Source organism: Marinomonas arctica, from assembly GCF_003259225.1.
Lineage (GTDB): Bacteria > Pseudomonadota > Gammaproteobacteria > Pseudomonadales > Marinomonadaceae > Marinomonas > Marinomonas arctica.
Window position 1 is genome coordinate 1 of sequence record NZ_QHJF01000016.1, and the last position, 15,744, is coordinate 15,744.

Here is a 15,744-nt window from a genome sequence, read left to right on the forward strand (position 1 = left end):
AAGCTGTGGCAGAAGAGTGAATGAGGTGGGGCAAAACTGTTCAAAATATGTTCACGCTCTCGCCCTGGATAAAAATCCATGTTTTTACCTTTAGGGTTAGGGAATAAATACGTCCAACCTGAGCGTTTATAGTGACGCAAAGCCGTCTCGTTAGCCCTACTGACACAAAGCTTTGATTTGCTACAACCAGCTTCTATCAATTGAGCGCAGATAAACTCTTGTAGCTTAGTTCCTAAGCCTAAACCGCGATATTCAGGGATCAAATAGATTAATTGCACATAACCAGTATCAACAGACCTAGAAAAAGATCTAAATTCCAACTGACCAATAAGCTGACTTTCATGCCAGATATGAAAGTAATACCAGCCTTCTTCTAACGTGTTTTGTCGTAACATAGCTTCGTAGCCAATAATTGAATCTTCAAAACCAACATCCGTTCCGAAGCTGCATAAGTAAGCATCCCGTCTAAATGCCACACATTGAGAAAAGTGTGTATCGATAGCAATAGGCTCAAATCTAATATCCATCTAGATGTCTTCCACCGGGCATGATGTATTGGTAAATATTTTCCAAATACTGTTGAGCGACTGTTGAGCGACTGTTGAGCGACTGTTGATATGTCTAATACGAATCCCTTCACCACGCAACTTATCCTTTAATTTTGGTGAACAGGGCATCTTGCTCTGACTCAGAATTAATGATTACTATCCCCGTAAAATGGCGCTTATGTGTAGATGGGTTATTTTGACTTGCGCAAATTGACGACTTTGTTGGACTTGGCCTTTTGGGGGTTCATTTTTTTCACTTTGCTAAGCAAGTGTGGGGAGACATTCCATTTATGTCCAGATTCCGTCATCACGGTAACGGTTTTCTGATTAAACTTTATCAGAATACCAATTTGACGCTCTCTACCAGGCGGTTCGAACGTCACTTGCTCTCCGGGGTTAAACTGCATCATTTCATTGTGGGTATGAAATGACTCTAAAAATTTGAGCCGCTTAACAATTCGATGATTCAGCTCGACTAATTCTTCTTCCGTTAACTGGTCTATATCAATTGTCATCTTAACGCTCTTGTATTTTTACTGGGCAATGGCAAATTAACCAACAACGAAAACACGCTGTTTCGTTGCAATTAAACTCTAATAGTACGTTATTTTAGCCTTCGCCTGATCGCAATGACAACCGCCGATCATGACTACCTGCCCTGCCTTTAGATCCAGCGGCGCACCTGCGATCGGTATTGACGATAAGACTCGGCAAACTTTTCTTGCATAAACCGCTCTTCTGGTACGATTTGAAAACGGTTCATGTAGATAATAAAAGCTGGGAGAAACAAGGCAGAAACGACATTTCCTAAAAACAAACACCACCCGCATAACGCCAGTAAAAAGCCTAAATACATCGGATTACGGCTGTAGCGATAAACCCCACTCACCACCAAATTACTTGACTGATCTGGTACTCGAGGATCGACCGTTGTTCCAGCCTTTCTGAACTGTAAAACTCCCGCAATGGATATAAAAAAACCAAGAAAAACCATACCAGCCGACCACCATTCCACATAGGGAAAGGTAAAATGTGAATTCAGCGCAATACGCGACACCGCCCACATGCCAACAGCTAAGATCGCGACCAAGACAACAGGGGGAATTTTAAGCTCAAGATTTTTCATGACACCCTCTTTTGATCACCAACAATACTAAGCGATTTTTCCATAAAGACGCTCAGTGGAGGCTCAGAATAACGTCCAAATAGCCCACACTTCCTATATAGAGCTTGCTGAAGTAGCTGACTCTGTCTTACTCGATTTCATGACAAACAACACAAACCTTGTTGCCGTCTAAATCTCTAAAATAAGCACCAAAGTAACTTTCATGGTATTCACTGCGTAATCCGGGCTGACCTTCACATGTGGCGCCATTTCGAATAGCTAAGTTGTAAGCTGCTGTGACGGTAGCTCTGTCTTTTGCATTGAAAGCAATCATTTGTCCATTGCCTTGATCATGGACTTTACCATTAAAAGGTTTGCCGATAACGAATAACGGCCGGCCGTTTGGACTAGGGCTGTTCCAACCTGCCCAAGGCTTATCTTGATCATAAAAGCGCTCTTTGATGGTTAAACAAGTCATTAGCTTGCTGTAAAAAGCATAAGCTCGCTCAAAGTCACTAACACCGTAATAGATATGCGAAAACATATTATTCCTTTTTCATTAAATAGCGCCTTCACACTAAGATCCTACTTCGGCAATGTAGATACAAGTCTTTTATGTCGCGCTTTCGCGTGTTCTCTTGCGGCGTTGTAAATGTGCATAAGCTCTTCTGCACTGACGTCGATAAAAATGTCCTCCTGTTCTAGCACATGATAAAGATCATCCCTTTCAATAAAGTGTTGTTCATTGATTTCTTGATGCAATGACGTATTTAAAGCTGCAGGATAACGTCGCCAAGAAAAGCAATTATTGAAGATGACGGCGAGCGCCAACATCGCCAATAAATTGATCAATAACGGATACAGTAAAAACTCATAGCCCATTGCATGTATGCTGCTGCCACCAATCACACAGGATAATGCCGTCGACCCGCCAGGTGGATGCAAGCAACGAAGATAATGCATACCGATAATCGACACGCCAACCGCTGTCGCACCTGTCACAAAAGACGCTCCAAACACCTTATAAAAACTGATACCAATAAGCGCTGATATTAGGTGCCCGATTACAAAGGGCCATGGCTGCGATAAAGCACCATGGGGAATGGCGAACAACAAAACGGCACTGGCGCCAATAGAAGCCACCACTAACAACGAATCGGGAAGAGGCAAAAATAGCCTCGATAAGAAATAAACACAAACCAATGCAAGACAAGCCGTAGTACCAGATAAACAACGTTCAAAATGGGAGGTTTTATTGGTTTCAATACCAATAAATCGAGCAATATTGCGACATAACGAGAAGAACATAAGAACAATAACGCCTTGCGAGAATGAATTGCGATTTCAGACAACAAAAGCAAACAATCATGTTTACCTAGTAACGGCGTCATTTTAATGATTAAAATAGCCTTAAGTATAATGAATTTAAATGAGGTTTAAATGCAATATAATTGCATTAAAAATTGAGATGGATATAGAACAAGCCAAAACCTTTCTCGAAATCATTCACGCTGGCACCTTCGCCCGTGCAGCAGAACGCTTACACGTCACTCAAACAACGGTAACGGCAAGAGTTCAAACCTTAGAATCAGCGCTAAATTGCCGTTTATTTATCCGTAATAGAGCTGGTGCAAAGCTGACAAAAAGTGGAGAAGCCTTTGTGAAGCCAGCGCAGAGTATGATAGAGGCTTGGGAGCAAGCAAAGCAGCTTTGTGGTGCTTCTAATTATCCAGCTCAGCAGACCTTAAGGATTGGTGGCGAAATCAGTTTATGGAACCCAATACTGATCGATTGGTTGCTTGCGATGAATGACGACATGCCTCATTTACATATCAACAGTAAAGTTTCAACCACAGACATATTGTATCAATTACTGCAAACGCAAGAGATCGATGCAATCATTGTCCACAGCCCACGTTACCTGCCCAATTTGGTGGTCGAACAGATCGCTGAAGAAAAACTTATCCACGTCGCCTCAAACCAGCAAACAACACCAGATTTATTTATCGATTGGGGAGAGGATTTCTCGCTGCAGTTTGATCGCTGTGTGCCTTTTAATCGACAAGCGGCAATACAGTTCTCTCTTGGCCCAATGGCGTTGAAATATTTATTGGCTAAAGGCGGAAATGGCTATTTTCGCACACGTGTGGTTGATCAATACCTCAACGAAGGACAGTTACACAAGGTGAAAGAGGCCGCTGAGTTCACCTACCCTATTTACCTTATCTATCACAAACACAATACGCTACCAGATGACTTTGAACAGGCAAAAAAAAGACTCTTAAAAAGTATGGAAAACGTCTTAAATTGGACAATTTAAGACGTTTTCCATACCACGAGGCCAAAAAGACAAAACGTCTGAACCATTCGATATGTGATTAGACTAGCAGGTAGCTTCATACAAAAGTGAACTTAACTTCAATGACCAGCGTATATACTGGTTTTTTAGAATGGTTTAGATGCTTAAATATCATTCACTTTATTTATCATAATTTTTATTTTTAACAGGCTTTATTCAAAAAAGACGATCTAATAAATCGAGGGACATAACGCATCATTTTATCAGTGAATTTTATAGGCTTTTCAGATAAGGTTCCTAATGTATCAGAACACGTCTCAACGTACTGATTTCGTTAAAGTACTCTTCATTCTACTAGGATATGCTATTGTTTTTAGCATCGACCATTTTAACGGTACGAGATAGGGAATATGACAAAAGAGATTATTGAAACACGCAAAATAACGAGTGACGAGGCAGCACAATGCGCGTCGGAAGCGATTCAAATCATAGGCTCCATCCAACCACACGGGTTTCAATTAGTCCTTGATGCGGACACTTTACAGATTGTCCAACATTCCAGCAACATCTTGGATATTTTGACAGCGGGCTCGTCAGCAAGTGGCTATCCTGAGCTAATCGGTAGCCACATTAGTCAATGGGTTGAATTTGCCAATATCGAGTCTTTAGCCGCTTTATCGTCTAAAAAATCAGTGGTGCTTGAAATCAAAGAATCAGGCCGTGTTAAATCATCCGATTGGGGCTGTTTTGCCCACCGAGCTGACGGCTGGATCAGTTTAGAGTTCTCGCCGAGTACAGGCTCTGAATACGATAGTCGTGTCTTATTATCACAAATTGATAATATGGTGGCTTTACTCAAAGCGTCCCATGATGAAACTGCCCTATTTCAAACCTTGGTCGGTCAATTACAAGAATACACGCAATACGACCGAGTGATGATGTACCGCTTTTTACCCGATTGGTCTGGAGAGGTGGTCGCCGAAGCGGTCTCTGAGCGTGAAGACATAAAGTATAAAGGGCTGCGTTTTCCTGCGGAGGACATTCCCAAACAAGCTAGGGAGCTCTATGCACTCAGCCCTATTCGTCTTTTTGCCGACATAGACGCCAAGCCCTGCCCACTAGAGCCAGCACTATTGCCAAATGGGCAACCTCTCAATCAAAGCTTGTCTATTTTGAGAAGCATGTCGCCGGTACATCGTCACTATCTCAAAAATATGCAGGTAAGTGCTTCATTATCGCTTTCGATAAAAAAAGGCGACACACTGTGGGGCATGGTCGTTTGTCACCATAATGATCCCAAAGTGCCAACCAATGACGTCGTATCACAACTTCGTATCTCAGGGGAGCTATTCAGTGAAATCATCACCTCGTATCTAATCCCTGCTGAAAAAATCAAACGCCTGACCTACCTAATGAACGCGCAATCTTATATTGAAGCGTCGTTCAATCAGGCAAAAATGGCCAATATCTCGGCCGCTCTATTTGAGTCCGTTTTACTTAAAATACAAACCATCACTCAGTATCATTTTATTGGCATTATCTACAGAGAGCAGTCTTATATCCTGGAAGGAAGTTCTTTTTTACGTCTTGGTGATCACACTATCGAGGCGTTAAAAAACCTGTTCTCAACACCAGATGCGATTTACTTTCAGTCAGAAAAACTCCATCAAGAAAAAGGCGAAATCCCAGGCCTGAATGGCATGGTCGGGATTGCCATGATAAGAGCAAAAGTGCCCAATGATTTTTATGTCTTTATTGGCAAAGAGGAAGTCGCTAAGAGCATTCAATGGGGAGGCGCACCACAAACCGTCAACATTGTAATCGAAAACAATGAAAGACACTTAGAACCTAGAAGTTCATTTGCGTTATGGCGCCAAAATATCTCTGGTGAAAGTTCCCCTTGGCAAGAACAAGACCGAAACCTATTAGAAATCATTTTCAACGCAGGGAAGGATTTTTTTAGTACCAAGCACAGTCAAATGCGCATCAACCAACTCGAGCAAAGTGTCTATTTTGACTCCCTAACAGGATTGGCAAATCGAGAACATCTACGGTCTTTTATCGAAGGATTGAAAGAACAAAAACACATTACTCATGTTTCTGTTCTTTTTATCGATCTGGATAATTTTAAAGACGTCAATGATTTCATGGGCCATGAAACAGGAGACAGGTTACTTATCACCATCGCGCAAAGACTAAACGAATGTGCAACCGCCAACGATTTAGTGGCACGTTTAGGTGGCGATGAATTTGTGGTGGTTCTAACACATCAAATACTGCCAGACCCAACTTTAGCCGAACTGATTGCTGATAAAATTATTCAGCGTATTGGTGAGCCGATTTTGGATAATGCACACACCTTGGTGATTACACCAAGCATGGGCATCATCTCGGAAGACGTTAAAATGCTTGATTTTAACGAAACGCTAAAACAAGCCGACATTGCCATGTACTCCGCAAAAAATAAAGGCAAGAATCGTTTTCATATTTTCGATCACAAAGACCAAGACCTCTTTAATAAAAAAACCATTTTAACAATGGACTTACGTGATTGCATTGCCGAAAACAGTTTAGACATCCATTTCCAAGCACAAGTGAATGCTCAAAAACACGTCATTGGCGTAGAAGTATTGGCGCGCTGGAAGCACGATAATTTTGGTTTTGTCAGCCCAGATGTCTTTATTGAGATCGCGGAAAAAAATAATCTCATTTACCCACTTGGGCTACAGATTATCGAAAAAGCCTGTTTTCAACTTGCCAAATGGTTTAAAAGAAAACCATCTGTTGATTTCAAAACACTGTCTTTGAATATCAGCCCTATTCAATTGATCGAACCGAACTTTGAAAAAGACCTCTTACATATCCTAAAAAAACACGCCATTCCTGAAAATAGGATTCGATTGGAAATCACCGAATCTGTTTTCATGAAAAATTATCAAACAGCCATCACGGCTTTAAGCAATTTAAGGGAGCATGGTATTACTATTGCTCTGGATGACTTTGGCACAGGATTCTCGTCTCTCAATTCACTCTGGAAACTCCCCATTGATGAAGTCAAAATAGATAAATCCTTTGTATCTAGTATGAGCAAAGACGATAGCTTATTTACCATGGTCGAAAGTGTTATTTCACTGTGTAAAAAACTTAACCTAACCGTGGTTGCGGAGGGGGTCGAACACAGTATCGAATTTAATATTTTAAGAGGCCTTGGTTGCGATATTTATCAAGGCTATCTATTTAGCAAACCGCTTTCTGCAGAAATTTTCGAAAAAACTTTCTTAGAAAAATAAATGATTATCACCTATGGAAATAGAACATTTCCATAGGGTCTTTTACTTAAAGCCAAGTACCCGCAGTTTATTGCACTATGGTCCCAGCCAAACACCGACGACCAAGACCATTCCCCAGGATTGAGCACAAATCCATAACTGAGTGTTAAACCGGATTCAATTTTGATGTCACCCAATTCGGTATCGCTGTGATTGGTAATAACATAATCTTCGCTGACCACTTCATCGCCGTCGAGCAGTATTTCTGCGACCTTATTAGAATAAATAAGCAGTCGAATGGGCTCAATGGATTGAATGCCAATGCTATCACCCCCGAAGTCTCCCGCTGCGAATCGAATCGGTGAAGAAACACAGGTCACTAGCCCTTCTTGTCGGTTATTATTTCTGGAGATAAGCACCCCTTTCCCTGCAATACCTCGCAACTGCAACAAAGTGCCGACTTTCGGCGACTCAATGTACACCACGGCTTTTATGCTATCTGAAAATGCCAAATTACTCTGATCCACGTTTTTTGCTTCACGGCTGCAGGCAGAAACCGATAAAAGTAGCAAGATTGAGCATAACATGGTGGATAAGTGGGGTAAGTTATTAACATCTTTCATGTTTGGTTCCTGTTTATAGCATCACGTTGTTTTGTGGATAATGTCCAAAATCGCAGTCTGGCTCACTGGGTAAAGCCAATAACACCAGCAAAACAAGCATGCCTATCGCGGGAACCAAAACCACCAGCAACCACCAAGCGGAGCGGTTAGTGTCATGCAATCTACGTACAGTTATAGACAACATGGGCAAGAAAATTAACAGGCTATAAAGCGCTTCTATTTGCCACGTTGCTTGAAAAAAAATTTCTAACAAGACAAACACTAGCGAGATCACACTATTCACCAAAAAGAACATCCAAAATGCTTCCAGTGATGCTCTTCCTGAAAATTGTGCATAACGTTTCCACGCATCAAGATACCCGTTCATACTTTTCTCCAATAAAAGATTCTCGAAGAGTAAAAGCTAGCGTTTTAAGGGAAAAATAGCGTCCTAGATCAAGATTAAGGACGTCCTTAATGACGGTTTAGGACATAATCACCTAACAAAACTAAGATCAATGAAGATTAGGGAGTCGAAATGATCGCCATTCCATTACCGTTTGTGGTTGCCCTATTGCTGTCTATCTTGGCGATTTTGTTGTTCATTCGCCGAGAAGAAACGACGCAATCGGCGTTTGTTTTTATCGCCTTGTGTGCGCTTACAACGACAGTGGTTGGTCTGCGCTGGACGTTTGATTATTCACTCTTTCGTCTGATTCAACCCATCTTGGCATCGTGTATTCCCGTTACGGCTTGGTACTGTTTTTCAAATGCCCACCAACGCCATAAACTGAAAGCTTGGCATTTATTGCCGCCTGTTTTTGTCACCTTGGCGTCTTTTACCTATCCGTTTTGGCGGCCGCCTTTGGACCCAGTGTTAACGCTGCTTTATGTGGGTTATGGCGTTGCGCTGATTCGAGCGTCTTTCAAAGCGTCAAACCTTCCTGAACAAGTACGCTTATCTGATATCGACAATGCTCTAAAAGCCGAGCGGATTGCAGGCATCATGTTGTTAATGTCCGCTATGATTGATGGTGCGTTAGCCATCGATTTTTACTTTTTCGCTGGTGAACATGCGCTGGTTATTCTCTCTATTGGTCATGCGGTATTGCTGCCAGTGCTGGCGATCGCCGTCATTATGATGAGCCTCAGTATCGCGCCCAGTGTTAACGAAGCGTCTGATCAGCATGAAAAACAAACGCTCGTAGAAGAATCAAAAGACAAAAATCCGCATCCATTAACCGACGATGAAGTAAAAGACATAGTACACAAAATAGAAGTACTGCTTAGCACCAAAGAAGTGTTTCTCGATCCTGATTTAACCCTCGATAGACTCGCTAGAAAAGCCTGTATTCCAGCCCGTCAGATATCTGCTGCCATCAACCAAGTTTACGGACGCAATATCTCACAAGTGGTGAACGAACATCGTATTGAACGGGCCAAAACACTGCTGCTGACGACCGACAAAGCCATCACCCAAATCTATTTGGACTCTGGCTTTCAAACAAAATCTAACTTTCACCGAGAGTTTTCGCGCGTGACACAACAGACGCCGAGCGCCTTTCGGCGCGCAAAGATGAAAAGTGAGTATTAGTACCGCTTCTAGTTATCATTTTTTTGCTTTTGATATTTTGGCTTTTGGGGATTGGTTCCGGTATTCCACCAAGCAGGTTTACTGTCTGGTTCTTTTTTCAAAACGTCTTTCATAATTGAAACAAGGTCGTATGAAATTAACCCATCGATATGCTCATGCAAGGTAGGATCAATATTATTGCGGAGCGCATCTAAGACAAAATCGATACCATTTATTCTTGCTAATTTTGCAGCTGGAACAAAATCGCTGTCTCCCGCAATAAGTACAATTTTATCTATCAATTTTTGCTGTGCAAGGGTGGATACATCGACACCGAGCTTAATGTCTACACCTTTTTGACGCACACTGTAATAGAAATCAGCGTTGGTCAACTCGTCAAACTGCCGTTTATGCTGAAGTAAGTCATTTAAAGCTGAGTCCGTAAGTTTCCATTGTTTATCGTGTTTGATCGTCCCTAATCGTAATGCAAACTTTCTTTGCTTTTTCAGCTCATCCAATATTTTCTGTCTATGTATTGAATTTGCTTCTTTAGAAAAATCGATGACTCTACGATTTGTTTCACCTTTTTCTATTAGAGGATAATGCGCTTTAATATCCAATGGTGGTGAGTCGTAATAAAATACCCTGTAGAGATGCTGGTAACTTCCATGCGAGCTATTATTTAGATGCCTTCGGATAGCCAAGCTTAAGATTTGTACAGTTTCATTAGCCGTTAAATCTGGATGAGTTGTGTAATATTTACGTTTAAAAAATTGTAATCGTTTTAGAAAAAATGATCCGTCAACAAGAAAAGCGACTTTTATATCCATATAACTACACTTCCTAAAATAAAGATAAAAAAAACCCACGGGGTAGGCTTAACTATTAAAAAGTGAGTTAAGCTTGGCCGTGGGCGCTATCAGAAATATTCTAGCTCATTAAGGTGCATTGTCAAGCCAGTACTCATGATACGATTTTAAGGCTGATGCAAAAACGCGAGAATATCCCGATACATCACTTGATGAAGGTCATCCCGAGATCGTCCATTACCGTCTTGGCAAACAATACCATCGCCCGGTTCTTCCTCTTCTATCATCTCAATGGCGCCGGGCTTGCAGAGTTGCATAAAACTAAAGTGCGCCGCGTCTGGATAGACAATGTATTGACGATTATTCGAGGGGATATACTGTGCGAGAAAACCAGACTCTTCCGCTTGTGGTAAATCGCCAATATCAACGCCTGCGGCTAGGATCAATGTGGGTGTGGTTAAAACCCGTAAACTCTGACGGGAAAAGCTTCTCGCCAAGCCCAAATCCAAGGAAATAACTCGCTTGATTCGTTCATCTTTTAAGTGGCCAGTCGGCTCACTAGCTTGTGGTTGATCCAAGCCCAGTTCAGGCATCAAACCACACACTCGAGGATTATTTTTAAGCACGCATTCGTGCTTTAGTTGGTCACGATCAAATTGCGCGCCGGCTAACAACATGACAGTCCAACCACCCAATGAATGGCCGATTGCGGTAACGTTATTAGCATCGATATTTGGCAATAGATAAGACTCGTTTAACAACCAATCCAACAAACGGGATAAATCGCCCGCGCGCTGCCACCACTGAGCCGCTGCTTGCGGGGAATGATCAAAAGACGTGGTCCCAGGATGATCAAGCGACGCCACAACATAACCATCTTGCACTAATTTCGTTGCTAGCCAATTTTGATTACGCCAGTTGCCACGATAACCATGAGAAATCACGACCAATGGAAACTGCCCCGCCAGAGGTGCTCCCACTCGTACCACGTCGGTTCCCAAAAACGCCGCGTTTTCCGCAATTTTTTCAGTGGGAAAGGTCGTCTGTGATGGATACCAAACACTGGCTTTTAACGGTCTATCGCTGTCCGTATATAACTGAACCTGATCAAAACCCACCGAATACGCAGAAGCATTCACAGCCCAGCAGCTGACCAATAAAACAAAACACGCAAATCGTTTCATGGAGATATTTCCTTTCAAAGTGCTTTTAAAAGAAGTCACAATGAAAGGAAAATGCGAGTAAAGCGTCCTAAAACAGGATGAAGGACGTTATAACACCCGTCAAATACTCACTTTCATAAAACAAAGTGATTTTTAGCATTATTGTTACTTATCTGTCATATTAACTCTGTACGCTCATTTTATCCGAGGTATTCGAACTCGCTTACCTAAGGCAGATGGAGACAATAAAATGAAAATGAAAGAACAGTTAGACAGTGCTCAGCCCCTAAAAAAGCATAAGACCAAAACGAAAAAAAGTGAGTTAAAAAAGAAGCAAGCAAAACTGGACACCAAAAAAGAGAGCAAAGAACAAAAACACCACAAAGAAAACACGTCTAAAAAAACATTATCTGCCGATGTGCCAAAAAAACAGTACAAGATCGACTCTGTTGTGACAAAACCAGAGGAAGCAAAATCGTCAAACACATTAACAAGACAGCGTGCATCAAAAAATCTACAGCCGATGAGTAAAGAAGAGCAGCTGATCGCCATTAACCAGATCATCAAACGTTTGTTATTAGACGAAATGACACAAGGCGAAGCTTTGCGCGAGTTACGAGTGGATGTGTTGGGACTGAGACAAGACGCCTATACTAAACTGTCAGGCGTCTCTCGTAAGACATTGTCTGAGATCGAAAACGATAAAGGCAATTACACTGCAGAGATTATCAACAAGGTGTTCAAACCTTTCGATATCAAGCTTGGTCTCGTACCCACGTCAAGCCAGCTATTGGCCGCCATCCTGACGCATTAAATCATAACGGCAAGCCTATGTATCGTCGTGAGTTATCGGTTACACCGACAATGCAAAGGCTGTCATTTTCTTAGCAAGGTCAAAATCTTTTTGGGAAATGCCAGACACATCGTGGGACGTTAGTTGAATACTGACTTTATTGTAAACATTAAACCATTCAGGATGATGATCTTGCTTTTCAGCGTAGATCGCACACATGGTCATAAAACCAAAAGCATGCTGAAAATCTTTGAATTTGAAGGTTTTACTGAGTTTTTCGTTTTCTACCACCCAGTCCTGTGACGTTTCTGCATTTAATTGGCTAAGCGCCTGCTCTATCTCATGCGGTTCAAGCTTTCGATGTGCCATGCTTCTACACCTCTATATCAAGTAAAAATAGTATGATTCGAAATATCAGTGTAGCGGCTTGATGGCTAAATTGATATTAAACGAAGGTAGCTCCTCGTGTATTAACGTACAAAGCATAAATAGAGTGGGAAGATGCCATAAACAAACGATTGCCTTTTGTGCCTCCAAAGCAAATATTGGCACAATATTCAGGCAGCTTAATATGACCAATCGGCTTACCGTCTTTATTAAAGACCATGACACCATTGAGCTCGTCGGGATGTTGACCTTTAGACCCGTCACTCCCCCAACCACACCAAAGATTACCGTCTTGATCACATTTAATACCATCAAACGCAGCATGAGGAATATCTGCAATAATGGTTTTACGGCGACCTAGTGTACCGTCGGGCATCACATCATAAGCCCATACTTTCCTAGGTTGTGACAAGCATTCAACCACGTATAAAACAGATTCATCTGGCGAAAAGCACAACCCATTTGGCCCAGCCAAATTATTAATGACTTGAGTTAACTCCCCCGTTTTGCCGTCTATACGGTATACGGCATCTGGCAGCTCGGTTTGAATAATATGCCCTTCATACATACTGCCGGCTTGGAATGGAGGATCGGTAAACCAGATAGAAGCATCTCGCTTCACCACCACATCGTTGGGCGAGTTAAAACGCTTCCCTTGAAAATTATCGGCCAATACCTTTATCGTTCCGTTGTGTTCCGTTCGAGTCACACGACGGCCTTCAGTCTCCGTTGTAGACCCCTCACAAACAATCAATCGCCCTTCAAGATCTCGACACAAGCCATTCGAATAATTGGATTGGTGGCGATAAACATTAAATTGATTGGTGATTTCGTCCCAACGCATGATGCAGTTATTGGCAATATCGCTAACCAACAAATAACGACCATCACCACTCCAAACTGGGCCTTCCGCCCAACGCATTCCCGTTGCTAATCGCTCAACACTGGCGTTAAAAAGGCGGTATTTTGAAAAGCTCTCGTCGAGTATTTCTACATGCTCATCAGGATACTGAAGACTTAGCGGCTCAGCGAACAACTTACTCGAAAAGCCACTTAACGCAATACCTGACAACATGGCACTTTTTTTAAAAAAATCACGGCGACAATGAGATGTTTCCTCTTTCCCAAATACTGTTTCATCTTTACTTTCCATTCACCCTAACTCCCTATTCAATCCATTGTGACATCACACAAAAATAGACATATAGTCAGACCATCTTTTTAATGCTTAAAGAATGACAGCGTCTCTTTTTGACTCAGGGCCAACTGAGCAAGCTCCTTGGCGGCTTGTTGTGTTTGATTAATCGCAGACACATTCTGATTTACCAAATCAACCGTATTTGCGGTATTTTTATTGATATCAGCGGTGACATTAAACTGTTCCTGAGACGCGGCCGCCACCAGCGTATTAATATCTGAAATAGCCCGAACATAAGTAGAAAGCTCATCAAAAGAACGCTTAACATTTTCGGATAACTCAACCGATGATTGAATTGCCTTAACGTTTTCAAGCATGTTGTCATTGGCTTTCTTGGATTGCTCTTGCAAGGTCGCGATGATCGCCTGGATGGTGGCTGTAGACGCTTGTGTTTTCGCCGCAAGACTACGAACTTCATCTGCCACAACCGCAAAGCCTCGCCCCTGCTCTCCAGCACGAGCGGCTTCAATTGCCGCATTAAGAGCCAGCAAATTAGTCTGTTCAGAAATGGCACTAATGACATTCGTCACTTCGCCAATGTTCAGTGTTTCATCCCTTAATTTGGCGATCATAGCGGCCGTATCATTAAAGGTCTTATTAATGTTATGAGTTAAATCAATGGATTTTTGCAGGCCTTGATGGCCTTTCGTCACGCTTTCTATTGCCTTATTCGCTTTGTCTTCCGCCTGAACAGCGTTCGCACTGACTTCTTCAGATGCATTGGACAATTCGTTTACCGCATTGGCAATCGACTCGACTTCTTTTAATTCTTCTGCCGAATTATCGGCTGTGCTTTTCATGACCAAGGTCAGCTCTTCAGAAGCCGAAGCCACATTGTCAGAAATAGACAAACTCCCGCGAATGATCTCGGAGAGCTTCTGATTCAGAGTAATGATCGATGCGTAAATACCGGTTTCATGACCGTTATTTTGTAATTTTTGCGACAAATCCCCTTTCGCAATACGAGAAATAATGTCGGATATTTCTTTGGGCTCACCCCCAATAGGTTTATAGACTAAATTCACCACGCCATAGTAGACAATGCAAAGAGAGACGATCACCAAGGCAACAAAAATAGAAATGGAGCCAAGCAGCATGCTCTGACTGGGTGATGAGATCTCATCGTCTAAATTATAAGACACCACTTTCCAGTCTCGATTCTGTAGTTTGCCCTCAAATGCTGTCACATCAACACCATTGATGGTGTAATGAATAACCGGATTATTACTACTAAATTTAGAATAATCAGGACGTATTTGATAAATGTTTTTACCTAGTAACTCTTTTTGCGGGGCCGAAACAACATAACCGCTCTCGTCAAAGACAAAAAGCTGATTTTTCTCCGTCAAATCTTCAATAAAAGTAGTGAGTTCAGACACTTTAAGAGTGACACAAACAACGGCAATAACATTACCGTCTCGATAGATAGGCGACGCTAACGCAAAAACGTCGGCTTGCTCGCCCTCACCAAAATACGCCTTCGTTATGATATTTCTTTCGCCAGAAAAGGCTCTCACATACCATTCTTTTTTTAGTTCTTTGGCATTAAACCCAGGAAAAAAACGATCGCCTTCAAAAGACAGGCCACTTTTTAGCGCCACAAAAGCGGCCTGAATAGCAGGGTTGGTGCTTTTTAATAACGCCAGTGCTTCCGTTACTTGTTTTTCATTGGCAAAAGTCAAGTCGTCGTTAAAATCGACATGGAAGCTTTGCAAAGCCCCAAAGTAGGAATTGATATTTTGCTCTAAAGCAGCCGCCACCAGAATGGTTTCCACTTTTTGATTTTCTAGAGCATATTGACTATTGAATGAACTGAATCGACTGTATCCATTCCACGTTAAAATCCCTGAAATGATAAGAATAAGACACAAAGTAAAAAACAGAATTCTATTTTTTAGGGTAAATTTCATAGACCATATCCTTATATGTTAATTGTCTTTAGACACTCATCATTATTTTCTGACAGTAAGAAAATAACAGGCACTCAATCATTCAAAT

At 41.9% G+C, this 15,744-nt stretch carries 16 protein-coding genes; 4 read left to right on the forward strand and 12 right to left on the reverse strand.

Annotation, left to right across the window (positions count from 1 at the left end; all coding sequences use genetic code 11):
• The 5 genes from DK187_RS10805 to DK187_RS10825 form a co-directional block, all read right to left on the reverse strand.
• The coding region (locus DK187_RS10805) for a GNAT family N-acetyltransferase (protein WP_111607359.1) at nucleotides 1–527 on the reverse strand (527 nt) is incomplete at its 3' end.
• A 212-nt stretch (nucleotides 528–739) separates the two neighbouring features.
• The gene (locus DK187_RS10810) at nucleotides 740–1,063 is read right to left on the reverse strand and encodes a hypothetical protein (RefSeq protein WP_111607360.1); all 324 of its coding nucleotides are present in this window, start codon (nucleotides 1,061–1,063) and stop codon (nucleotides 740–742) included.
• Between the two features lie 149 nt (nucleotides 1,064–1,212).
• Entirely contained in the window at nucleotides 1,213–1,674 is a 462-nt protein-coding gene (locus DK187_RS10815; protein WP_111607361.1) for a methyltransferase family protein, read from the reverse strand.
• Nucleotides 1,675–1,801: 127 nt separating this feature from the next.
• Nucleotides 1,802–2,197, reverse strand: a complete 396-nt coding sequence (locus DK187_RS10820) for a VOC family protein (protein ID WP_111607362.1) — start codon at nucleotides 2,195–2,197, stop codon at nucleotides 1,802–1,804.
• 41 nt (nucleotides 2,198–2,238) lie between these two features.
• Entirely contained in the window at nucleotides 2,239–2,961 is a 723-nt protein-coding gene (locus tag DK187_RS10825; RefSeq protein WP_111607363.1) for an HPP family protein, read from the reverse strand.
• A gap of 160 nt (nucleotides 2,962–3,121) precedes the next feature.
• Here DK187_RS10825 and DK187_RS10830 point away from each other — a divergent pair, with 160 nt between their 5' ends.
• Both DK187_RS10830 and DK187_RS10835 read left to right on the forward strand, forming a co-directional pair.
• Nucleotides 3,122–3,973, forward strand: coding sequence for a LysR family transcriptional regulator (locus tag DK187_RS10830; RefSeq protein WP_162623491.1), 852 nt, complete (start codon nucleotides 3,122–3,124; stop codon nucleotides 3,971–3,973).
• Between the two features lie 389 nt (nucleotides 3,974–4,362).
• Nucleotides 4,363–7,242, forward strand: a complete 2,880-nt coding sequence (locus DK187_RS10835) for a bifunctional diguanylate cyclase/phosphodiesterase (protein ID WP_111607365.1) — start codon at nucleotides 4,363–4,365, stop codon at nucleotides 7,240–7,242.
• 11 nt (nucleotides 7,243–7,253) lie between these two features.
• On the opposite strand, the gene DK187_RS10840 is transcribed toward DK187_RS10835, so the two are convergent.
• Both DK187_RS10840 and DK187_RS10845 read right to left on the reverse strand, forming a co-directional pair.
• A complete protein-coding gene (locus tag DK187_RS10840; protein WP_111607366.1) occupies nucleotides 7,254–7,844 on the reverse strand; it encodes a hypothetical protein in 591 nt (196 codons plus the stop codon).
• A gap of 13 nt (nucleotides 7,845–7,857) precedes the next feature.
• A complete protein-coding gene (locus DK187_RS10845; protein WP_111607367.1) occupies nucleotides 7,858–8,211 on the reverse strand; it encodes a DUF805 domain-containing protein in 354 nt (117 codons plus the stop codon).
• 150 nt (nucleotides 8,212–8,361) lie between these two features.
• Here DK187_RS10845 and DK187_RS10850 point away from each other — a divergent pair, with 150 nt between their 5' ends.
• Nucleotides 8,362–9,417, forward strand: a complete 1,056-nt coding sequence (locus DK187_RS10850; RefSeq protein ID WP_111607368.1) for a helix-turn-helix domain-containing protein — start codon at nucleotides 8,362–8,364, stop codon at nucleotides 9,415–9,417.
• An 8-nt stretch (nucleotides 9,418–9,425) separates the two neighbouring features.
• Here the strand turns inward: DK187_RS10850 and DK187_RS10855 are convergent, their stop codons facing one another.
• The gene (locus DK187_RS10855) at nucleotides 9,426–10,226 is read right to left on the reverse strand and encodes an NYN domain-containing protein (protein WP_111607369.1); all 801 of its coding nucleotides are present in this window, start codon (nucleotides 10,224–10,226) and stop codon (nucleotides 9,426–9,428) included.
• A 146-nt stretch (nucleotides 10,227–10,372) separates the two neighbouring features.
• Nucleotides 10,373–11,389, reverse strand: coding sequence for an alpha/beta hydrolase family protein (locus tag DK187_RS10860; RefSeq protein WP_111607370.1), 1,017 nt, complete (start codon nucleotides 11,387–11,389; stop codon nucleotides 10,373–10,375).
• A gap of 229 nt (nucleotides 11,390–11,618) precedes the next feature.
• Here DK187_RS10860 and DK187_RS10865 point away from each other — a divergent pair, with 229 nt between their 5' ends.
• Nucleotides 11,619–12,182, forward strand: coding sequence for a helix-turn-helix transcriptional regulator (locus tag DK187_RS10865; RefSeq protein ID WP_111607371.1), 564 nt, complete (start codon nucleotides 11,619–11,621; stop codon nucleotides 12,180–12,182).
• A gap of 39 nt (nucleotides 12,183–12,221) precedes the next feature.
• Here DK187_RS10865 and DK187_RS10870 read toward each other — a convergent pair whose 3' ends face one another.
• The 3 genes from DK187_RS10870 to DK187_RS10880 form a co-directional block, all read right to left on the reverse strand.
• On the reverse strand, nucleotides 12,222–12,530 hold the full coding sequence (locus tag DK187_RS10870; protein ID WP_111607372.1) for a 4a-hydroxytetrahydrobiopterin dehydratase: 309 nt from the start codon (nucleotides 12,528–12,530) through the stop codon (nucleotides 12,222–12,224).
• Between the two features lie 76 nt (nucleotides 12,531–12,606).
• A complete protein-coding gene (locus DK187_RS10875) occupies nucleotides 12,607–13,701 on the reverse strand; it encodes an SMP-30/gluconolactonase/LRE family protein (RefSeq protein ID WP_204355619.1) in 1,095 nt (364 codons plus the stop codon).
• 68 nt (nucleotides 13,702–13,769) lie between these two features.
• Nucleotides 13,770–15,656 (reverse strand): methyl-accepting chemotaxis protein, encoded by a 1,887-nt coding sequence (locus DK187_RS10880; RefSeq protein WP_111607373.1) that lies wholly within the window; start codon nucleotides 15,654–15,656, stop codon nucleotides 13,770–13,772.
• Nucleotides 15,657–15,744 lie beyond the last annotated feature (88 nt).